Source organism: Chryseobacterium geocarposphaerae (assembly GCF_002797535.1).
GTDB classification, from domain to species: domain Bacteria; phylum Bacteroidota; class Bacteroidia; order Flavobacteriales; family Weeksellaceae; genus Chryseobacterium; species Chryseobacterium geocarposphaerae.
The window spans coordinates 669029-690366 of record NZ_PGFD01000001.1; the positions used below are offsets into that span (position 1 = coordinate 669029).

Sequence of the window (21338 nt, forward strand, 5' to 3'; positions counted from 1 at the left end):
ATGGAAGAGATGCTTCCTCCGTCAGCATGACAATTATTGTTTGGATTACTAATGAGTAAAACATTAAAAAATGAAAACAACAAATATTATAACATCTGTACTGGTATTGGCCGGAATAACGGCGAAATCCCAGGTGGCTGTTGGGAAACAGGCTGTGACCAATACATCAGTCTCTTTAGAGTTTGCCAATACGGAAAACAGAGGCTTAGTGCTTCCGTATATAACCGATAAAAGCGGTATAACAGCAGAAGGAAGTATGATTTATGATACCACAGATCATAAAGTAAAATACCTGAAAGATGCCGGAGTATGGGTGAACCTTAGTGAAGATGATGCTACATCAGCGACTATAGGCACTGCTGACCTTTCTATACAGGGAGCAAACAAAACAGAGCAATCCACTGCAAAAACGGTGATCGGGGTTAATGGGGCAACGGATACCACTAATGGTATTCTGGTGCTATCTGACACCAATAAAGCAATGATTCTGCCTAAAGTAGCCAGTCCTCACCTGAATGTAATCAATCCTTCACCAGGAATGATGGTCTATGATACGGTAAAAAAACAACTTGCGGTATATAACGGTACGGTATGGAGCTTTTGGAAACCATAATACTGTAAAGGTGCCAAATGCGCTTTGATGAAATGATAAAGCCGTATATCTGAACGATATACGGCTTTTTATATAAATAGTTATGAAAACGAGTCCGGAAGGTATAATATCTTTTAAGGTATAAATTATATTCCTGTAATTTCATCATCTACAGCATTGATGATTTCTCTGATGTTTGTCATTTGCTTTTCGGAGAGAAGCCCCAAACGGAAATAAAAATTCTTTACCCCATTTCCTCTTTCACTTCCACGGCTTATTTCCAAATAATACACAAAAAATTCCCTTGCTATTTTAAATGACTTCAATTTATGTAAAGGAATTTCTAAAGCAGGCAGTTCATATTGGCTTTTTTTGAGCGGATGAACGTATTTTATCAATAACGTATTCTTCGATATTTCCAAGAGAATAACTTTTAACAGGCTTATTCTCCAAATCACTATTGAAATGCTTAAAAACAATAAGATGTAAAAATGAAGATCTTGAATATATAATAGGTTTTTCAGAACAAGCAGGATTGAGATACTGATCAAAAGCAGCGTAATAAGAATACCTAATATATTAGTGAAATTTTTTCTCGAAGGAATTTCATAATATGCTTTTCTTTCAGCTTCGGAGGTGTACATATAACTTCTTAACAAAAATTCTTTTTTCCGTATTTGTCGATCCATTGGTAAGAAATTGTTTTAGAATTCTCAGTGTTTATTCAATGTTTCATCAAGGCATTTTATCTGCTTTACTTGATCAAATATTTCTTTTGCTATTCATCAGAAAAGAAGATTTCTTCATGCTCATAGCAGCTGGAAATTTATATATATAGATTCATCATAGTGTTCTAGTTTTAGAAGGGTAGCTTTTTTATTAAGCTACCCATGACTAAACCGTGTATTTAGTATCCCCTACTAAAAAACATATCATTTCGCTGCAAGATTACTTATAGTAAATGATTTAGACAACTATAGCATTGAAGGATTTCGGAAAAAATTTGAATAAAATTAACAGATTATAGAGCATGTAATTTTAGAGAAAAAATCTTTATTTCTTCTGCTTATTTTGTGTATAAAACATAGAATAATTACCGTAATCATTCTATTGATGACTTGAAAGTGAAAAACGTTTTTTATAAAATTGCAGACGATTTAGTAATATAATCATCAAATAAGAATATAGAAATATAAAAAATACAGTACATACACAAAGCGAGTATTTTGGTAATTAGTAACTTCTTAAAATACACACCCGATCTCGGGATTTTTCATGTTTTTGTGTGAACCTCTTTCTTTTGAAGAGGTTTTTTTTGTTTATTGTGGTAGTGTGTACAATGTTAATTTAAAATCATTCTTAATGGAAGATTTTATAATTTTGGTAGTGTGAGAAAGCTGATTTCCATTATTGTTATCATTCTATTTGGTTTCTACAACTGAACTGTACCAGTTTTTGAAAATGCCGCTTCTTATAGAGCATTACCTAAAGCATAAAAACTTAAATCCTGAAATGTCGTTTAATGCTTTTCTGAAGGCTCATTATGGTGACCCGGTGAAGGATAATGATTCTGATCAGGATAAAAGATTACCTTTTGTATCACATAACCATCTGCTTTCGGTAGTTTTTGTTATCAATTCAATTTTAGACTTTCATTGTACGGAGAAAATAAGCTGTTTTTTTGACGTCATAAAAACACTTTATAAAAGTATTTTCTATCACAAAGAAATCCTCGATTTTATCTGGGAGCCCCCGAAAATTTAGCCAATTTAATTTGTATTTCCAATCAATGATTGGGAAGTTGTATCGGCCTTTGAATACATCTGTAAATTGCAGATGTATCAAACCTTATATTCAAAGGTTTATTTTTATCCCAGTTAAAATTAATCAACAATAAAATAATAAATAATGAAAAAGTCGTCTTTAATAATAAAATCAATAGCAATTATCTTTTTGTTATTGCTTGTCATTCAGCTTTTTGATACTGATAAGAATATATCAGCCACTCCTTCTGAAAATGCAATTGAAAAACATTATCAGGTGTCATCCCACGTACAGGGCTTATTAAAAACAAGCTGTTACGATTGTCATTCTAATAATACGGCATATCCCTGGTATAGTAATATACAGCCGGTAAAATGGTGGTTGGCAGATCACGTCAATTCAGGGAAGAGGCATTTGAATTTTGATGAATTTAATACCTATACTAAAGAAAGAAAATTGAAGAAATTAGATGAAGTTGCCGAAACCGTTAAAGAGGGAGAAATGCCGCTTAGCTCGTATACAATAATCCATCATAATGCAAAATTATCTTCTACGGATAAATCGGAAATAGAAAAATGGGTGGTTCAGGTTAAAAAGGAGATCAGATCATCAATATTATTCTGTTATGACAAAAACATTCAGTAATTTTAATACTACATCCATTTCACATGAATTATAATATCCCTGAAAATCTCAAAGGTCTTACAGAAGCGGAAGTGGAAGCTTCCCGAAAAAAATACGGATATAACCGGCTGGAAGCAGTTAAAAAAGAAACATGGGCAGATATGCTTATTGATATTCTGAAAGAACCTATGCTTATTTTATTGATATGTGTTTCACTTATCTATGTAATCATAGGTGACTATGGTGAGGCATTATTTATGTTGGTCGCGATAATAGGAGTTACGGCTATTTCTTTCTATCAGGATAACCGAAGTAAAAAGGCCCTGGAAGAACTTGAAAAATTGAACGAGCCTTTAAGCACGGTCATAAGAAATTCAAAGATTATTAAAATACCCACTTTTGAAATTGCTGTGGGAGATCTCTGTATTACCGAAGAAGGTAATCTGATCAATGCAGACGGTACAATTGTACATAGCAATGATTTTTCCGTTAATCAGTCTTCACTTACAGGGGAGAGCTTCTCTGTTTTTAAAGACAGCAAATCAGAAGATAATAAAGTATACAGCGGAACAATTACTGTTTCCGGTCTTGCAGTTTTTGAGGTAGAACAAATAGGAAAAGAAACGAAAGTAGGAAAAATAGGGCAGTCTATACTGGGAATAAAAGAAGAAATATCTCCTTTACAGCTTCAGATCCGGAATTTTGTAAAAGGTATGGCGATTATTGGATTGATGATCTTTATGGCGGTATGTGTTTTCAGCTATATTAAAACAGAAGACTTTGTGACCAGCTTATTAAGTGGTTTGACTTTGGCAATGTCTGTACTTCCTGAGGAAATTCCTGTAGCTTTTACCACCTTTATGGCTTTGGGAGCCTGGAAGCTGATGCGGGAAGGAATTATTATCAAACGAAGCAGTATTGTCGAAACGTTGGGAAGTGTTACAGTGATATGTACAGATAAAACGGGAACAATTACCGAAAACTCAATGCAGCTAAAACATCTTTATGATTATAAGTCTGATACGATTTATGAACAGGAGAATTTCAAGACAAAAGAGCTGGATGAACTTATTGATTACGCGATGTGGAGCAGTGAGCCAGTTCCGTTTGATCCGATGGAAATAACCTTGCATAAGATTTATGAGCAAACTCAGGATTCTGACGACAGAAAAAATTATCAGTTATTTCATGAATATCCTTTGGAAGGAAAACCTCCTATGATGACCCATCTTTTTGAAAATGAACAAAAAGAGAGAATTATTGCGGCAAAAGGCGCTCCTGAAGCAATCCTTACTGTTTCTGAACTTTCAGAAGAGGAAAAAAATAAAATCAGAAATATTGTAAAAGAATTTGGTGAAAAGGGATATCGGGTTCTTGGAGTTGCCAAATCTCATTTTGAAGAAAATAATTTCCCTGAAAACCAGCAGGATTTTAGTTTTGAATTTTTAGGACTGACCGCATTTTATGACCCTCCTAAAAAAGAAATAAAAAAAGTGCTTCAGCATATTTATAATGCGGGGATTAAGGTAAAGGTAATTACGGGGGATAATGCGGATACCACAAAGGCTATTGCATTGCAGGCCGGGATTATCAATAATGCTCCGGCTGTTAATGGGAGTGAGGTCACCGCAAGTTCAGAAGATGATTTAATGAAGCTTTCTGAAAAAACGACTCTGTTTACAAGAATGTTTCCTGAAGCAAAGCTTGAAGTGGTGAATGCGCTGAAAGCACAGGGTAACGTAGTGGCCATGTTGGGAGATGGTGTGAACGACGGACCTGCATTAAAAGCTGCCCATATAGGAGTCGCAATGGGAAATAAAGGAACCGAAATTGCCAAATCAGCAGCAGCACTCGTCATTACGAATGATGATCTTGAAAAGCTGGTAGTAGGAATTGCTGCGGGAAGGAGAATTTATGCCAATATCAAAAAAGCTGTTCAGTATATTATTTCTATTCATATTCCCATTATCCTTACAGTTTCTTTGCCTTTATTCCTGGGATGGGTATTCCCTCACATATTTACCCCGGTTCACGTTATTTTTCTTGAATTGGTAATGGGACCTACCTGTTCTATTGTATATGAAAATGAGCCTATTGAAAAAGATGCAATGCAAAGGCCTCCAAGAGTGCTTACAGATACATTTCTGAACTGGGGAGAGCTTATGGTAAGTATTATTCAGGGATTGGTTATCACAGCAGGAATACTATGGATATATCAACATTCTGTCCACCTGGGGAATGATGAGCCTACAACAAGAGCTTGGGTGTTCAGTACTTTAATATTTGCGAATATTTTACTGAGTTTGGTAAATCGATCTTTCCATTACAGTATTTTTGAAAGTTTTAAAAATCGCAATTATTTATTAGCAGGGATTTCCGCGTTGGTTCTTGTATTATTGTTTGTTATTCTATATGTGAAGCCGGTATCAGGATTCTTTAGTGTAGCGCCTCTTACAGTAAAAGAATTAGGATTAACATTCCTTACTGCTGCAGTTTCTGTGCTGTGGTTTGAGATCTATAAGCTTCTAAAAAGGCTTTTGGAAAGGAAATAAAAAATAATCATTCTTAATAAAATATTTTATAATTTTGATTTGTGAAAAAATTGATTTCCATACTGTTATTGTCACTGTATTTAATTTCAACAACTGAAGTATATCAGCTGTTGAAAATTCCGACTTTGATAGAACATTATTGGGAACATAAAAAGTTGAATCCGGAAATGTCTCTTACAGCGTTTCTGAAAACCCATTATGAAAATCCTGTTAAAGATGGAGATTATGGTAAAGATCAGAAACTGCCGTTTGTAATTCATTCTGCACCATTAACTTTGATATTCACGATTCACCCAGGCTTTTATTTTGAAGCAAAAGCTGAAAGTTTCAGACCATTACAATCTCATAAAATTCCTTCAAAAGATGAAGATTTTTGTTACAAAGGATTTACAGGGTCCGTCTGGGAACCACCGAAATCTTTGTCCATATAATCTATTTAATTTGATTGATCTGCAATCAAACAACATCATTATTCTCTAAAATCATTATAAAAATTAAATAATGAAAACACTATTTTCAGCCATATTAATGGTTCTATTCGCTGTTGGCATTCAAGCGCAGAGTCGTTGGGAAAGTGCCAAAAAACTGGCGTCCCAAAATAAAGAACTTATTTTACTGAACTTTTCAGGTTCAGATTGGTGTATTCCATGCATCAAACTTCATAAAAATATTATTGAAACCGATGAATTTAAAAAGCTGGAAACAGAAAATATCGCTGTTTACATCAATGCAGATTTTCCAAGAAACAAAAAGAATCAGCTTTCTCCGGAATTGAAAAAAGAAAATGCATCGCTTGCTGATCAATATAATCCGAAAGGACTTTTTCCTTACACCCTTTTATTGAATTCGGAGGGAAAGGTTTTGAAAAGCTGGGAGGGACTTCCATCTGAAAATGCTTTAGCTTTCACTAAAGAAGTACGGGATATTAAAGAAAACCAAAATAAATAAGATCATATGTTGAGAGAGTTCAAAAGATCTCAGAAATTAATGGGGAACGCTTTTGAAATTACCGTTGTAAGTGACAATGAAAATTTGGCTAATCAGCATATTGATGCAGCTATTGACGAAATTCGGAGGATTGAAAGACTTTTAACTACTTTCAACGACGAAAGCCAAACCCATTTTATCAATAAAAACGCAGGGATAAAGCCTGTGAAAGTAGATGGGGAAATCTTTGGTCTAATTGAAAGAAGCTTGAGAATCAGTAAGATTACAGACGGATATTTTGATATTTCTTACGGTGGAATCGACAAAAGCTTCTGGAATTTTGACCGGCAGATGCAACAGCTTCCTGATCCTGAACTGATCAAAAAACATCTGAAATTGGTTAATTATCATAACATCATTCTTGACCATCACAATCAAACAGTTTTCCTGAAAGAAAAAGGAATGAGAATAGGTTTTGGGGGAATTGGGAAAGGCTATGCAGCGGAGATGGCAAAAAGACTTCTTCAGAATAGAGGTGTAGAATCAGGAATTGTAAATGCATCAGGGGATTTAACAGCCTGGGGAAATCAGGCAGACGGAAAACCTTGGACGGTTGGAATTGCTGATCCTGATAACGCCGGAAAGCCATTTTCTTACATGAATATTACTGATATGGCGGTAGCAACATCTGGGAATTACGAAAAATTCGTGGTCATCAATGGGAAAAAATATTCTCATACCATTAATCCAAAAACAGGAATGCCTGTTTCGGGGGTGAAAAGTGTTACCATCTTTTGTCCTAATGCAGAAATTGCTGATGCAATGGCAACTCCTGTAAGCATTATGGGAATTGATGCGTCACTTAATATGGTAAACCAGATCAATTATCTGGAATGCATCATTATCGATGATCAGGACAATATATATTCCTCTCAAAATATTAATTTAAAATGAAGTTTTAGATTTCATTTTATAACTAAAACAAATTCAATTCAAATGAAAAATTTTATAAAAATAATAATAACAGGCTTTTTTATTTTCCTGGTTGGTTCGATGTATTCTTGCACAACCGTAAAAGAATATGAAAAAAATAAACTTAATGATGCTGAAATGGTGTTGGGAAACAGAACCATTGAAAAAACAGAACTCAGCTTTCAATCTTACAGAGAAGGTTCTTCGGGAGCCAATGCAGGGAAAGTAGGAGGTGGATGCGGTTGTAATTAAAGTAAAATTTAAGTGTGATTAAAATGAAAAAAATTATAATAAGCATTTTCGCTCTTTTCGGAATTTTCAACGCAAAAGCACAGGAAACGACCAATAGTGAACAGCTTAAAAAACTTAGTTTTGATGAAGCTAATTTGGTATCCAGTTATTATAAGCAGGATGGAAATAACTCGGCGGTTACGGGCGGAATAGGAACAGAAAAATTAACTGACATTTCTAATACCATCGATGTAACAATGGTAAAATATGATAAAAAAGCCAGAAAAAATAAATTTAATTTCAGCGTGGGGATAGATCATTATACATCTGCTTCTTCTGATATGATAGATTTAAAGGCCAATTCATCCGCTTCCCATGCAGACAATAGAATTTATCCTGCTCTTAGCTGGAGTCGGGAAAATGATACGAAGGGAACCACTTTAATGGCTGGAGTTTCGTTTTCAACAGAATTTGATTATCAGTCTTATGGCGCCAATATCGGCTTTTCGCAAAAAACAAAAAATAGAATGGGGGAGTTTACAGCGAAATTTCAGGCTTATCTCGATCAGGTAAAACTGATTGCCCCGATTGAGCTTAGAACAAATGGAAGCACAGGAGGGGAACACGAAAATTACGGAACCAGCGGAAGAAATACTTTTGCACTGTCCCTATCTTATTCACAGATCATTAACCAGAATTTTCAGGTTGAATTTTTGGCGGATGGAGTTCAGCAGACAGGATATTTAAGTTTGCCTTTCCATCGTGTTTACTTTGCGGATAATTCAGTTCATCAGGAAGCTTTGCCTGATAAACGATTTAAAATTCCTTTGGGGGTAAGAGCGAATTATTTCCTGGGGGATAAAGTTATTCTGAGAGCGTATTATCGTTATTATACCGACGATTGGGGGTTGAAGTCCAATACATTCAGTCTGGAAACACCGGTGAAAATTTCGCCTTTTGTTTCGGTAAGTCCATTTTACAGATATTATTCTCAGACAGCAGCTAAATATTTTGCGCCTTATCAGCAGCATACTGCTTTTGATGACTTTTATACGAGTAATTATGATCTTTCGAAATTTAACAGTCACTTTTATGGAGCAGGAATCAGAATCAGTCCGAAAAATGGTTTATTTGGAGTGGAAAGGCTGAATATGCTGGAAATCAGATATGGGCATTATACAAAATCTGTTGGAATGAAATCAGATATTATTTCATTAAACCTGAGATTCAAATAGGTTAATTAATGATAAAAGATTTTATAAGTAAAAAAAAAATCAGCTCTCATTTCTGAGAGCTGATTCTACTTTAAAAAGTAATCGTTGTTATGATTTCTTATTCCTTGATGAATTTCTTCTGTGCCGAAATTGAGCCATCCTGAATATCGATCACATACATTCCGTTGATTAACGCATGGACATCTACTTTGTTATTTAAGATGATTCCACTTGAGATCAATTGACCTGCTGCACTATAAATCTTATAGTTAGCACGTTTGCTGATATTCTTAACATTCAATACTGTACTTACAGGGTTAGGATAAATCAAGATATCATTCTGATTCAGTAAGTTTGTAGCCGGTTTCTTAGAGATTCTCACTGTGTAATCTTCCACTTCTCCATTGTCGAAGTTGGTACAGTTTACTGGAATTCCTCCTTTCATTAAGGCTACTCTCATCACTACATACATGTAATCTACATTGCTTACAAAAGCATCAGACGGTACACTGAATGTTGTTGTTGCTGTCGCTGCAGTACTTGGATTAGATACCAAAATTCTTTCATTGATGTCAAATTCTCCGTTTCTGTTGAAATCGATCCATGCTACCACTCCTGCATCTGCGCTTACTACTTTATCAATTGTTAACTGGTTGTTCACTGAACCTTGGATCAATTCGATCTGAGCAAGAGGATCGGTCGTATAATCGGTATATGTTGAACCTGCAGAAGCTTTTATCATCTGCGGTTTTCCATTAGGAACCACTGTCACTTTGGAGATATATTCTCCTGATGAAGTATTAGCTCCCATGTGGCAATAGATCACTGTTGGAGTGGTAAAATAGTATGGTAAAGTAAAATTACCCGGTGTACCGCTACAAACGTTAGCTACTTCCATTTCATACTTAGTCATCTCTAATAGATCCGTAAGAATATAGATATTATTCGATACCTGAACAGTAGTCCATCCAGGAATTCCTACTTTTCTGTATCTTAAAATATATTTACCTGTTGCATCCGGTCCTACATAAGGATCCCACTGTACTTTAGCACTTGTTGGCTTCAGTTCAAGAATGGTTAATCCCGGCGGCGGAATCTGGCAGGTTCTCTCTGTAGTAAATCTTACCAAACTTGACCAAGGGTTAGGTGTTATTGAACCTACACATGTACTTCTTACCTGAACTTCATACTCTGTATAAGGATCCAAAGGAGAAAGTGAATAAGAATTAGCAGGTGGATTAGGTAAAGGAGTCATTGAAGTCGGCCATGGATCACCAACTTTTCTCCATCTCATTTCATAGGTAGCGCTTGCTGCCAATGGCGACCAGTTAATCATTGCTGAATTTGCGGTAATACTCGTAATGGTCACGTTTGGTGGAGTCGGGTCACATTTGGTGGTAAATTCATTATGTGAGTAAGATCCCATATTAGTTGTTCCACAAAGAGCCACGACTTCTACTTCATATAAAGTGGCTGGATCTAATCCTGTAAGAGGCTGAGAGTGTAATGCTCCCGGTAGTAATGCCGCTACAGCTATTGGCCCTGCAGCAGGTAACCAACTTCCAGAACCTACAGGTCTGTATCTGAGTTCATAAGTATTTGCACCTATTGCATCCTGAGACCAGTTAACACTTGCTGAATTATGAGTAATTGAAGCCACTGTTACCACAGGGGTAGGAGTAGTACAAGGTTGTACATTGACCAAATAATCATGGGTTTCACCATAAGAAGCATTAGCACAGGCATTAACATTGGTAGTACTATATACTACACGCACACGCATTCTGTGAACACCAGCCTGAGCAGTAATCGGAATAGCAATATTAGCCGTAGCAAATGAAGGGCTGGTTACCAACGAGAGATCCGTCAGTAATTTTTCAGCAGCATCAAACACTCCATTATCGTTGAAATCAATCCAGATACTTGCTTTTTCGTAAGATGGAGAAGTATAGGTGGTATTGATTTGTACCGGATAAGATTGTCCGGCTATAAGATTCACAGGAGTGAATGCGGCAGTTCTATCATAATAACCTGATCCGTTACAACCTGTATTCAGATCGCTGATCGTAGAAGTACCTGCTCCCGTAATTACAAAGCTGTTTAGATTATCTCCGGAGCTACAACCATAGGTGTAAGTAGGGGTACAATAACACTGGGTTACTGGATTTTGCCCTACTGAAACAGTATTGGATGTAGCACTTTGGCCGGAATTGGTACAAGTAACCACACAACGGTAATCAGTAGCAGAAGTTTGGCTGGCAACAGTATAGGAGATGCCTGTTGCTCCCGCTATATTGGTAAAGGTATTAGCTCCTGCAGGCGAACTCTGCCATTGGTAAGTAACTCCTAATCCGATTGTAGCACCAGTAAGAGTTAAACTAACTGGTACACCTACGCAAATACTTGCAGCAGATGCTGATGCCGTGCCCGCTGTTACCGAGCCGGAACAAGGGATACCCGGAGCAACAGTAATGTTATAATCTTCAGTTTCACCAGATCCGAAACTGGTACAAGCATCCGTAGAAAGATTTGGATTGCCGTTTCCTCTGGTTCTGATACGCATACGGGTGATTCCCGCAACAGCTGTTACCGGAATAGTAACAGGTACTGTTAATGTTGTTCCGGAAGGAATACCGGCAGAGCCACTTCCCGGTCCTACATAAAAATGTTCGGTGGAGCTTAATGTTCCATCCTGGTTCCAGTCAATCCATACTGAAGTTATCGCGCCGGTATAAGTTCCTGCAGGACCTATTGTTACACTTATATTCTGAGTAGTTCCCATTGCTACAGTGGTTGTAGCAGCAGGATAATAAGTATAATAAGGAGAAGCCGTAGGCTGAGAAGCCGAAGAATCATTATTAATAGTACCAAACTGCACTTTATTAATGAATGTGCCTGTTCCTCCTGCACTTACGGCTGCACAATAATTAAGACAAGCCATACCTGAGTTTTGTCCTACAGCAACAACACTGGAGTTTTGAGTACTACCACCATTGGTACAGGTTACAATACATCGGTAATCGGTAGCTGCCGTTTGATTAGCTACTGTATAGGAAATAGAAGTTGCTCCCGCTATATTGGTAAAAGTATTTGCTCCTGCAGGCGAACTTTGCCATTGGTAAGTAATTCCTGTTCCCATTGTAGCACCGGTAAGCGACAAATTGAAAGGTACATTCGCACAAGCATTAGTGACTGAAGACACTGCTGTTCCTCCCGTTACCGTACCTGTACACGGAGCAGCAGGAACGTGGGAAAATGAGATGAACGGTCTTCTGTAATTTGAGCTGCTTAAAGAAGTACCTAGTGTTCCTGTTGTATTATTGATATACTTGGTCGTATTATTATTTGTCGTAACCACGCAAGGTGATGAATATTCATACTCCCAGGTTGTATTAACCGTATTTCCCGTATTCGTATATTCCATCAAAACCATAAGATTCTGTGCCCCTGAATACGTGAAATTATTTGAAAAGATAAACTGCTTCCAACCTGCTGCTCCTGTAGATGCAGCTACAGGATTGGAGTCATATACCAAAGTAGCTCCTGTAATGGTTGTTGCCCAGTCAATGGCTGCTGCTCCGAAATCCAGACTTGAAGTCTCTTTTAGATAAACTTTGAAATTAGGAGTTCCGGTCATGTTACCGGTAGTCATCTTTTTAAAATATATTCCGGTCAAAGCCTGACCGGCTACGCCTGTAAGCTGTGTAGCGGGATAAATTACGGCGACTCTGCTTGTAGCACCAGATGTTGTTGTACTGTTCATAGGCCCATAAGTATTGGTTCCTAAGGTCATTGTACAGGTACCTGCCACCTGATATTGCTGGGCAAAGCTTTGTATTGATAATAAAACTGCTAAAAAAAATAAGTAAATTTTCGTCATAGTATACGTTATTAATTAAACAATAATTTGATTAGATTATTAATCAAACTTTTTAAGGTATAATCTATCGGATAAGACATATACAGTAATATGTATATCATTATCCAGATTAATAATAGTCTGTAACACTGCGATGTGTTGGTCATGTTAAAAATTTGTCATAGGCAATAATATTTAATGTTAATAGATTTAAAGATTAATGATTTGAAAAATTTGAGAAAAACGACTGTGTTTAAAAAACACCTTCCAAAATTTAAGGATAGGGTTTAAAGAAGGAAGGTGTAACTATAAGCATATCTTTCAAATCTGAACAAAATTTGTTCATTAATATTGTAATTAGGAATTGCTTAAGATATTAACCAATTAAATTCCTGAATAGACTTGAATATTATATTGGTTAATAATTAATTTCAGACAGAATGTTTTTCCTGATCATCAGCTTGTAGATTTCTGATGAACTCAACCCTAAAATCGTTATTCTTATTATGATTAATATGAAAAGATTTATTAAAAACAGTAAAAATATATTCCCTATTTAGTGTCGGTGCGGTTTCAGCAACAGGTATTCCAAAAGATTTGTGCCCTTGGACGTTTAAGGAATTAAAAGTTTTGGAAAGTGGAAAATAGCTTAAATAAAGAAAAAATAGGAAAAAAATAGATTTATACATCATATGTTCGTGGTTAGGTGTTAATTATTCAAATATAGATAAAAATTACTTTGAATATCATAAAAAATGAAAAATTTCACATTTTTTTGATTAATTAATAAGAATAGCAGTGAATGGTTTTCATATTGTAACCCATTAGTAAGTAGTAAGTTATTGATTTTTTTTTCAATTCTTTATTTTGAGAATAGCATGTTATTTGTAGTCGTTGTAGAAACAAACAACATGGAAAAGGAAACCAAAAAAAAGATTAGACCCCTGCAGAAACAAAATCGGCCGGGGTCAGAAACAAACATGATCCCCGTTCCAGAGACAATGCCGTTAGAATACCCGAAAGAAGGAAAATTAAAAGGCAAAGTGGCACTCATTACAGGAGGAGATAGTGGAATAGGGAAAGCTGTGGCTTTGTTATTTGCAAAAGAAGGGGCAGATATTATTATTGCCTATCTGAGTGAAACAGAAGATGCAAAGCAGACTCAAAAGGAAGTTGAAGCTTTTTCCGGGAAATGTACTCTGATAAAAGGTGATCTGGGAAAAGAAAACCACTGTAAAAAAGTAATTGAGACGGTTATAAAAATCCATAAGAAGATAGATATCATTGTGAATAATGCAGGACTTCACTGGGAAGCAGAATCTATTGAGAAAATTACAACAGAGCAACTGCTGACGACTTTTCAGAATAATTTTTTCTCCTATTTCTGGATTACAAAATATGCAATGCCGTATCTTAAGAAAGGCGCGAGTATTATCAACACTTCTTCAGTGACTGCTTACAGAGGAAGCCCTAAACTAATTGATTATTCTGCAACGAAAGGAGCGATAATATCTTTTACCCGGAGCTTATCCGCCAATCTTGTGGATAAAGGAATCAGAGTGAATGCTGTAGCACCGGGTCCGGTGTGGACTCCGTTAATTGCTTCCTCATTTGATCCCAAAAAAAATTCCGAATTCGGGAGCGATTCACCTATGAAACGTGCGGGAATGCCCAATGAAATTGCACCTTGTTTTCTATTCCTGGCTTGTGAGGATTCACGGTTTATCAGTGGTCAGGTTTTGCACCCCAATGGCGGGGAAATTGTAAATGGATAAATTGTTTATAACAGTTCGGGAAAAACTTATGATTGTAATCATAAATTTTGAAAATGTCTTTATCTATTTTTGAAACTCGATAAAACGTTATTGTTGAATTAATCAACGATTGCATGGCACATCAATGTAATTCTAATGTTTTTGTTTTATAATTAATAATAAAACTTTTTAGCCTTCAAAAATGATATTTAATGAAGAAATTTTGCTTTCATTAGGAGCAGAAATGCAAACTTATAAAGCAAATGAGGTAATATTCACGGAAGGTGGACAGCCTAATTATTTTTTTCAAATAAAACACGGTAGTGTAAAACTGAATAATTACCATGAAGATGGAAGAGAATTTATTCACAGTGTACCTTTTAAAGGGCATTGCTTTGGAGAGACATTTTTATTTTCGGAGCTTCCATATCCTATCAATGCTATTGCCATTGAAGATTCAGGAATATTAAGGGTTCCTAAACTTAAATTTCTTGAATTTTTAAAGAAGTGTCCAAAATCCTTATGGACTTTATATATGCATACGGCCGAGAGAATGTACTACAGACATATTATGCTGAATAATCTTTCGGTAAGTAATCCTTTATACAGAGTAAGACAGGTAATGGATTGTTTAAAGGCATATCATCAGTATGAAGAGCCTTTTTCCTTTCAGATTCCGTTTACCAGACAACAACTGGCTTCACTTACAGGACTAAGGATTGAGACGGTTATAAGAGTGGTGAAAAAAATGGAAAAACAAAAAATGGTAAAAATAGAACTCGGTAAGATATTTTATTAGCCTTTAAAGATAAGTTAAATATTATGTTTTGTATTTTTTAGTCGATTTTTATGATTAAGATCATAAGATAATTAAAGAAAATTGTATTAAATTTGAAAATCACACCGCAAAATTTAATATTATGAAATCATTATATTATTCTCAGGGATACGTTTAATTATTGCTGAATAATAAAAATACAATATAGAGCGCATCTGTTCGAATGCAGTTATTTATACAGATGTCAGACTACAAGACACTTGATAATTTGGAATAGATTTACTTCTGTATCTGAAGTTTACCAAAAAGATTCAATGATTCATAAAAGTGATAATAAGTCAGATAATTTTTCTGAATATTTTAACTTTTATGTAATTCTTAGCCTTTATTTTTATAGCCTCTGATAACTTTATTTAATGTTGAATTAGATTGAGTTATAAGTATTTGGTGATTTGGTTTTTTTGATAAGGGTTATTGATAATGAGTAATTGCAATTATGATTTATGATTTTGATAATTAGGGTTTTAACTTTAATTAACAGCATGAAGGTTTAATATTTGTACTCATTACTCAAAAGTTCCCTGCATTATTTTAAAACATTAAAATCATTAAAAAAATTGTTATGGTTATTGAAGAAAATCTGTTGTATTCAATGGGAGCAAGTACTAAAACATATGCGGTCGGAGAGACAATCTTTCTAGAAGGTGACTGGCCTGCGTTTTATTACCAGATTGTAAAAGGAGAAGTAAAACTTAATAATTACAATGAAGAAGGAAAAGAGACTATACAGATCATGATAGAAGATGGTCAGAGTATAGGAGAATCTTTATTGTTTATGGAAAAGTCTTACCCAATGAATGCGGTGGCGATCACTGAATGTGAAGTCATTAAGCTCCCTCGAAAAGCATTCATCAGTTTATTGAAAGAAGATGCGGAAATTTCTTACGAAATGAACAAATGTCTTTCTCAAAGATTGTATTTTAAGCTGATCATGACTCAAAATCTTTCTTCACAAAATCCTATACTAAAGCTTATTGCGCTTATGGATTATCTGAAAAGTTTTGCAAAGGATCAGAAGCAGTATTCATTTAAGGTTCCATTGACCAGGCAACAAATGGCAGGACTTACCGGACTCTGTGTTGAAACCACAATACGGACCATAAAAGGGATGGAAAAAAGCCAAATCCTTAAAATAGAAGATCGTAAAATCATGTATTAATCTAAATTAAAATTAATAACTGGAAGTAATGAAGATAAAAAGCTGTATGAATATCGAAGAATCACTTTTGTATTCATTTGGTGCAGAGACAAAATTTTTTAAAAAAGGTGAAGTGGTCTTTAGGGAAGGAGATCAGGTTCTGTATTATTTCCAGGTCGTGGAAGGAAAAATAAAGCTGAACAATTATAACGAAGAGGGTAAGGAATTTATTCATAATATTTTAGGAAAGAATCAAAGTTTTGGAGATTCTCTGATTTTTTTAGACAAACAATATCCGATGAATGCAACCTGCTTATCTCCAACCGAGCTTATAAGACTTCCTAAAAATAACTTTTTGGAAATGCTGGAGAAAAATCCGGATATTTCAATTGAAATGAATCATTGCTTATCGCAACGGTTATATTATAAAATGGTAATGATCCAGAATATGGCGTCCTCGAACCCTGCAGTAAGATTGAAAGGATTATTGAATTATCTTAGAAGTTTTCATCATGATGATTGTGACCATTGCTTTTCTGTGGAGCTTACCAGACAGCAGATTGCCAATTTAGTGGGACTTCGTGTAGAAACGGTCATAAGAGCATTAAAGAAAATGGAGCAAGAAGGAGTCATTAAAATTCACAACAGGAAAATTTTATATTGATAAATCCGATATGACTCAAGTCATAAATAAGTGAATTATTAAGCCGTATATTAGATTACTATTTTAAAGCATTAATATAATACACACCACTTAAATATAGTAAAGTCATATAGGTTGTATTCTATATGACTTTTTTTCTGACTATAGATGATAAACGAATAGAAATAGAATCCAAATCAATTACTTAAAAAAAGAACGCGATGGAATTTCATAAAAAACTTCTGGAATATATTGGTCAGTCACTAATGACTGCAGATGAAACAATTTCGGTTGCCGAAAGTGTAACCTCGGGATGTTTACAGCTGGCTCTTTCTCAGATACCTAATGCATCATTAATTTATAAAGGAGGAATGACAGCCTATACTTTACCCATGAAGGTAAACTTACTGAACGTGGATCAGGAAGAAGCGGAGAAATGCGACTGTGTTTCGGAAAATATTGCAGAAACAATGGCCCTGAATGTTGCAAAACTCTACGAAACCGATTGGTCGATTGCCACAACAGGCTATTGTACGCCTATCAGAAATTCATCCTACAAAATATTCGCTTTCTTTTCATTTTCTTACAAAGGAGAAATCATCCATACCGGAAAACTGGAACTGCACCCCAAAACCCAAGCCCTGAATGCCCAATTATATTACACTGAATTTATTTTGGGGTGCTTTAAAACAGAAGTCAGTAAAGCTAGGGATGTACAATCAAGATTACAATTGAAAATAAATGGAAATGAAAGAATTAAAGTTAGCTAACAAATCGGTTCTTATTCTTTTAAAATAAAGCATTTATACTAATTTAATCAATTTGGAAAGGGTTTTGTACTCTACCATACAAAAAAATAGAAAATATGAGAGCGATCTGGAATGGAGCAATAGGTTTTGGATTGGTAAATATACCGATCAAGCTGTACTCGGCCAGTGAATCGAGTACGTTGGATCTGGATATGCTGGATAAAAAAGATCTCAGTAATATCAAATACAAAAGAGTCAATGAAAACACCAACAAAGAAGTCGCCTGGGAAAATATTGTAAAAGGCTACAAAATAGAAGATAAATATATCGTGTTGGAAGAGGAGGACTTTGAAGCAGTAAGTCCTGAAAAATCAAAAATTCTCAGCATTTTACAATTTGTAAAAGAAGAAGAAGTGGATCCTGCTCTTTTTGAAACTCCCTATTTCCTGGAGCCCCAAAAAAACGGCGAAGCGGCTTACAAACTTTTACTTAAAGCTTTAACAAAAACCAGAATGGCAGGAATAGGCTCCTTTATTTTGAGAGAAAGAGAAATTCTGTGTATGATTCGCCCTTATCAGGATGAGATTCTTATGGTGAACAGGATGAGGTTTCCTGAAGAAATGAGAAATTATGAAGATTTGAAAATCCCATCAGGAAAAGCACCGAAAACAGAAGAACTGAAAATGGCTGAAGCACTGATCAAATCGCTCGCTGAGCCTTTCGATCCTACAAGATATAGAGATACTTACAATGAAGACCTTTTGAAAATTATACGACAGAAAGCAAAAGGCAAACGGGTAAAAACTAAAGAAATAAAAGAACCGGCAGGAAAAGCTACGGACCTTATGGCCATGCTAAAAGCCAGTCTTGAGTCAGGAAAGAGAAAAGCAGGATAAATTTTTTTGTTTAAACTTTAAATTTTTTAACATGCCATTAGAAGAATATCATAAAAAGAGAGATTTTAAGGCAACTTCCGAACCGGAAGGCAAAGAAAAGGAAAGTAAGGCCAAATTAAAATTTGTAATCCAGCGGCATGCGGCATCGCGTTTACATTATGATTTCAGATTGGAAATGGATGGAGTTCTTAAAAGCTGGGCCGTTCCGAAAGGTCCATCCCTTAATCCTGCTGATAAAAGATTAGCCATGATGGTGGAAGATCATCCGTATGAATACCGGACATTTGAAGGAAGCATTCCCAAAGGAAATTATGGAGCCGGAGAAGTTGAAATCTGGGACGAAGGAACCTATGAACCCATAGAAAAAATAAAAGGCAAGACTGATGATTTGGTTATGCGTGCAGAACTGCACAAGCAATCTCTGAAATTTATCTTACATGGTAAAAAACTGAAAGGTGAATTTGCCTTGGTAAAAATCAAAAACAGTACAGAAGAAAACGCATGGTTGCTCATCAAGCATAAAGACCGTTATGCTGTCGATGAAGACTATGACGCTGAAGAACATACTTCTAAGAATTCTAAAGTTACCGCTTATCTTCAGGAAAAGAGCAGTAAAAAAAAAATGATACCACCGAAAGCCTGAAGCACTATAAAAATTATACAAAAGCACTTTCTCTGGACAGGAAATTGTCTGATTTTATCAGACCAATGCTCTGCAAAACAATCGAAAAACCTTTTGACGACAAAGACTGGGCTTTCGAAATAAAATGGGACGGCTACAGAGCGATTGGAGATATCAGGAATGATGAAATCCGGCTGTATTCAAGGAATGGAATGGATTTTTCGAAATCATTTAAAAAAATTGCTGATGCTCTTACAATTCAGAAGCATGATATGATCGTAGACGGTGAAATTGTTGCTTATGATGACAAAGGAAAACCTAACTTTCAGTGGTTGCAAAGAATCGCTGAGAAAAATACGGATTTGGTTCTTATTTACCAGATTTTTGATTTGTTATGGCTGAATGGCCATTCTACAGAAAATCTTTCTTATCTGCAACGAAAAGAACTGCTGAAGGAAGCATTGGTAGAAAATGAAATTATCAGATATCATGACCATATTCTTGAAAAGGGAAAAGACTTTTTTCAGGCCGCTGAAAATATGGGACTGGAAGGAATTATTGCTAAAAAAGCAGACAGTGAGTATAAAGAAAATACCAGAAGCTCAGAATGGCTGAAAATAAAAATTCATAAGAGCGATGAAGCCGTAATCTGCGGTTTTACAGAACCTAAAGGATCAAGAAAACAGTTTGGATCACTTATTCTGGGGAAATATCTGAATAATGAACTTGTTTTTTGCGGACATACCGGAACAGGTTTTACAGATAAAAGCCTTAAAGAGATCTACCAGAAAATGGAACCCTTTATCACGAAAGAATCTGCATTTGAAGTCACTCCCAAAACCAATACAAAAGCAACATGGCTAAAGCCTGAATTGATTGCTGAAATAAAATTTACGGAGCTTACCAAAGATCATATTTACCGACATCCTGTCTTTTTAAGATTAAGAGAAGATATAGATCCTATTGATGTAAAATTTGATACTGACTTACCTGAAAAAAACCCGGAAATGAAACCCAAAACCTCCACAAAAAAACAACCTGCAGCGGACCGCGTAAAAAAAATAGGAAAACAACAGGTGACCCTTACCAATCAAAATAAGCTCTATTTTCCTGAAGATGATATTACTAAAGGAGATGTGATTGATTATTATCAGAAAATCGCCAAATTTATTCTACCTCATCTGAAAAACCGTCCGCAGTCGCTTAACCGTTTTCCGAATGGAATTGAAGGGCTTAGTTTTTACCAGAAAGATGCGGATGAGCATACTCCGGATTGGGTAACATTACAGAAAATATTCTCCGAGAGTAATGACAAATACATCAATTATATTATTTGTAATGACAAGGAAACTTTAGCCTATCTGAATAATTTAGGCTGTATCGAACTCAATATCTGGACAAGCCATATACCGAAAGTGGATTATCCGGACTATTTGGTCCTGGATCTTGATCCTTCCGAAAAAAATACATTTGAAGATGTCATTGAAACGGCATTAGCGGTAAAAGAAGTTTTGGATAAAGCAGGTATTGTTGGTTATCCGAAAACTTCCGGAAGTTCCGGCATACATATTTATATTCCTATGGGCGGAAAATATACTTATGATCAGGTAAAGGATTTTGGTCATGTACTGATGCAGCTTGTTCAGCAGGAGCTCCCTGAACTTACAACACTGGAAAGAAGTCTTCAAAAAAGAGATAAAAATAAGATTTACCTGGATTACCTGCAGAACAGAAGAGCGCAGACTTTAGCAAGCGTGTACAGCTTACGTCCTAAACCGGGAGCACCGGTCTCTGCGCCATTAGACTGGAAAGAAGTGAAAAAAGGACTTCTTCCTACAGACTTTACCATACACAATATGCCGGAACGATTGCAGGAAAAAGGGGATCTGTTCAAACCTGTGCTGGGAAAAGGGATTGATCTTTTAAAAACCATAAAGAAATTAGAAAACCTAGAATAAAAATG

Annotated in this window: 19 protein-coding genes; 17 read left to right on the forward strand and 2 right to left on the reverse strand. The window is 35.6% G+C overall.

The window, feature by feature from the left end:
* Window positions 1–70: 70 nt before the first annotated feature.
* Window positions 71–613 (forward strand): hypothetical protein, encoded by a 543-nt coding sequence (locus CLV73_RS02850; protein WP_100375369.1) that lies wholly within the window; start codon window positions 71–73, stop codon window positions 611–613.
* A gap of 125 nt (window positions 614–738) precedes the next feature.
* Here CLV73_RS02850 and CLV73_RS02855 read toward each other — a convergent pair whose 3' ends face one another.
* A complete protein-coding gene (locus CLV73_RS02855) occupies window positions 739–1281 on the reverse strand; it encodes a hypothetical protein (RefSeq protein ID WP_157798710.1) in 543 nt (180 codons plus the stop codon).
* A gap of 772 nt (window positions 1282–2053) precedes the next feature.
* Between CLV73_RS02855 and CLV73_RS02860 the strand changes: the two genes are divergently transcribed.
* From CLV73_RS02860 to CLV73_RS02895, 8 genes are all read left to right on the forward strand, one after another.
* A complete protein-coding gene (locus CLV73_RS02860; protein WP_228424192.1) occupies window positions 2054–2356 on the forward strand; it encodes a hypothetical protein in 303 nt (100 codons plus the stop codon).
* Window positions 2357–2500: 144 nt separating this feature from the next.
* A complete protein-coding gene (locus CLV73_RS02865) occupies window positions 2501–3001 on the forward strand; it encodes a heme-binding domain-containing protein (protein ID WP_100375371.1) in 501 nt (166 codons plus the stop codon).
* Between the two features lie 23 nt (window positions 3002–3024).
* Window positions 3025–5532 (forward strand): cation-translocating P-type ATPase, encoded by a 2508-nt coding sequence (locus tag CLV73_RS02870; RefSeq protein WP_100375372.1) that lies wholly within the window; start codon window positions 3025–3027, stop codon window positions 5530–5532.
* 41 nt (window positions 5533–5573) lie between these two features.
* Window positions 5574–5963, forward strand: coding sequence for a hypothetical protein (locus tag CLV73_RS02875; protein ID WP_100375373.1), 390 nt, complete (start codon window positions 5574–5576; stop codon window positions 5961–5963).
* A 70-nt stretch (window positions 5964–6033) separates the two neighbouring features.
* Complete coding sequence (locus CLV73_RS02880) at window positions 6034–6480, forward strand: thioredoxin family protein (protein ID WP_100375374.1); 447 nt, start codon at window positions 6034–6036, stop codon at window positions 6478–6480.
* Window positions 6481–6486: 6 nt separating this feature from the next.
* A complete protein-coding gene (locus CLV73_RS02885) occupies window positions 6487–7413 on the forward strand; it encodes an FAD:protein FMN transferase (RefSeq protein ID WP_100375375.1) in 927 nt (308 codons plus the stop codon).
* Between the two features lie 42 nt (window positions 7414–7455).
* Window positions 7456–7683: a DUF4266 domain-containing protein gene (locus CLV73_RS02890; RefSeq protein ID WP_228424194.1), complete on the forward strand. Its 228-nt coding sequence runs from the start codon at window positions 7456–7458 to the stop codon at window positions 7681–7683.
* Window positions 7684–7706: 23 nt separating this feature from the next.
* Window positions 7707–8897, forward strand: a complete 1191-nt coding sequence (locus CLV73_RS02895; protein WP_100375376.1) for a DUF3570 domain-containing protein — start codon at window positions 7707–7709, stop codon at window positions 8895–8897.
* 97 nt (window positions 8898–8994) lie between these two features.
* Here CLV73_RS02895 and CLV73_RS02900 read toward each other — a convergent pair whose 3' ends face one another.
* Window positions 8995–12756: a GEVED domain-containing protein gene (locus CLV73_RS02900; RefSeq protein WP_100375377.1), complete on the reverse strand. Its 3762-nt coding sequence runs from the start codon at window positions 12754–12756 to the stop codon at window positions 8995–8997.
* 959 nt (window positions 12757–13715) lie between these two features.
* Between CLV73_RS02900 and CLV73_RS02910 the strand changes: the two genes are divergently transcribed.
* From CLV73_RS02910 to ligD, 8 genes are all read left to right on the forward strand, one after another.
* Window positions 13716–14510, forward strand: a complete 795-nt coding sequence (locus CLV73_RS02910) for an SDR family oxidoreductase (RefSeq protein ID WP_228424196.1) — start codon at window positions 13716–13718, stop codon at window positions 14508–14510.
* A 181-nt stretch (window positions 14511–14691) separates the two neighbouring features.
* Complete coding sequence (locus tag CLV73_RS02915; protein WP_228424198.1) at window positions 14692–15288, forward strand: Crp/Fnr family transcriptional regulator; 597 nt, start codon at window positions 14692–14694, stop codon at window positions 15286–15288.
* A 601-nt stretch (window positions 15289–15889) separates the two neighbouring features.
* Window positions 15890–16486 carry a Crp/Fnr family transcriptional regulator gene (locus tag CLV73_RS02920; RefSeq protein ID WP_100375379.1) on the forward strand — a complete coding sequence of 199 codons (597 nt, stop codon included), beginning with the start codon at window positions 15890–15892 and terminating at the stop codon, window positions 16484–16486.
* A 46-nt stretch (window positions 16487–16532) separates the two neighbouring features.
* Entirely contained in the window at window positions 16533–17129 is a 597-nt protein-coding gene (locus tag CLV73_RS02925; RefSeq protein WP_100375380.1) for a Crp/Fnr family transcriptional regulator, read from the forward strand.
* A 200-nt stretch (window positions 17130–17329) separates the two neighbouring features.
* On the forward strand, window positions 17330–17878 hold the full coding sequence (locus tag CLV73_RS02930; protein ID WP_100375381.1) for a CinA family protein: 549 nt from the start codon (window positions 17330–17332) through the stop codon (window positions 17876–17878).
* 95 nt (window positions 17879–17973) lie between these two features.
* A complete protein-coding gene (gene ku, locus CLV73_RS02935) occupies window positions 17974–18753 on the forward strand; it encodes a non-homologous end joining protein Ku (protein ID WP_100375382.1) in 780 nt (259 codons plus the stop codon).
* 31 nt (window positions 18754–18784) lie between these two features.
* Window positions 18785–19396, forward strand: a complete 612-nt coding sequence (locus tag CLV73_RS02940; protein ID WP_100375383.1) for a DNA polymerase ligase N-terminal domain-containing protein — start codon at window positions 18785–18787, stop codon at window positions 19394–19396.
* 65 nt (window positions 19397–19461) lie between these two features.
* Window positions 19462–21333: a DNA ligase D gene (ligD, locus tag CLV73_RS02945; RefSeq protein WP_100375384.1), complete on the forward strand. Its 1872-nt coding sequence runs from the start codon at window positions 19462–19464 to the stop codon at window positions 21331–21333.
* Window positions 21334–21338: the final 5 nt, after the last annotated feature.

What these genes read in the sequence shown, in the direction of transcription:
- ligD (WP_100375384.1), top strand. Translation starts at nt 19,462, where the DNA reads ATGCTCTGCAAAACAATCGAAAAACCTTTTGACGACAAAGACTGGGCT.
- CLV73_RS02900 (WP_100375377.1), bottom strand. Translation starts at nt 12,756, where the DNA reads ATGACGAAAATTTACTTATTTTTTTTAGCAGTTTTATTATCAATACAA.
- CLV73_RS02860 (WP_228424192.1), top strand. Translation starts at nt 2,054, where the DNA reads ATGCCGCTTCTTATAGAGCATTACCTAAAGCATAAAAACTTAAATCCT.
- CLV73_RS02855 (WP_157798710.1), bottom strand. Translation starts at nt 1,281, where the DNA reads ATGGATCGACAAATACGGAAAAAAGAATTTTTGTTAAGAAGTTATATG.
- CLV73_RS02915 (WP_228424198.1), top strand. Translation starts at nt 14,692, where the DNA reads ATGATATTTAATGAAGAAATTTTGCTTTCATTAGGAGCAGAAATGCAA.
- CLV73_RS02895 (WP_100375376.1), top strand. Translation starts at nt 7,707, where the DNA reads ATGAAAAAAATTATAATAAGCATTTTCGCTCTTTTCGGAATTTTCAAC.
- CLV73_RS02910 (WP_228424196.1), top strand. Translation starts at nt 13,716, where the DNA reads ATGATCCCCGTTCCAGAGACAATGCCGTTAGAATACCCGAAAGAAGGA.
- CLV73_RS02880 (WP_100375374.1), top strand. Translation starts at nt 6,034, where the DNA reads ATGAAAACACTATTTTCAGCCATATTAATGGTTCTATTCGCTGTTGGC.
- CLV73_RS02930 (WP_100375381.1), top strand. Translation starts at nt 17,330, where the DNA reads ATGGAATTTCATAAAAAACTTCTGGAATATATTGGTCAGTCACTAATG.
- ku (WP_100375382.1), top strand. Translation starts at nt 17,974, where the DNA reads ATGAGAGCGATCTGGAATGGAGCAATAGGTTTTGGATTGGTAAATATA.
- CLV73_RS02870 (WP_100375372.1), top strand. Translation starts at nt 3,025, where the DNA reads ATGAATTATAATATCCCTGAAAATCTCAAAGGTCTTACAGAAGCGGAA.
- CLV73_RS02885 (WP_100375375.1), top strand. Translation starts at nt 6,487, where the DNA reads ATGTTGAGAGAGTTCAAAAGATCTCAGAAATTAATGGGGAACGCTTTT.
- CLV73_RS02920 (WP_100375379.1), top strand. Translation starts at nt 15,890, where the DNA reads ATGGTTATTGAAGAAAATCTGTTGTATTCAATGGGAGCAAGTACTAAA.
- CLV73_RS02890 (WP_228424194.1), top strand. Translation starts at nt 7,456, where the DNA reads ATGAAAAATTTTATAAAAATAATAATAACAGGCTTTTTTATTTTCCTG.
- CLV73_RS02850 (WP_100375369.1), top strand. Translation starts at nt 71, where the DNA reads ATGAAAACAACAAATATTATAACATCTGTACTGGTATTGGCCGGAATA.
- CLV73_RS02925 (WP_100375380.1), top strand. Translation starts at nt 16,533, where the DNA reads ATGAATATCGAAGAATCACTTTTGTATTCATTTGGTGCAGAGACAAAA.
- CLV73_RS02940 (WP_100375383.1), top strand. Translation starts at nt 18,785, where the DNA reads ATGCCATTAGAAGAATATCATAAAAAGAGAGATTTTAAGGCAACTTCC.
- CLV73_RS02865 (WP_100375371.1), top strand. Translation starts at nt 2,501, where the DNA reads ATGAAAAAGTCGTCTTTAATAATAAAATCAATAGCAATTATCTTTTTG.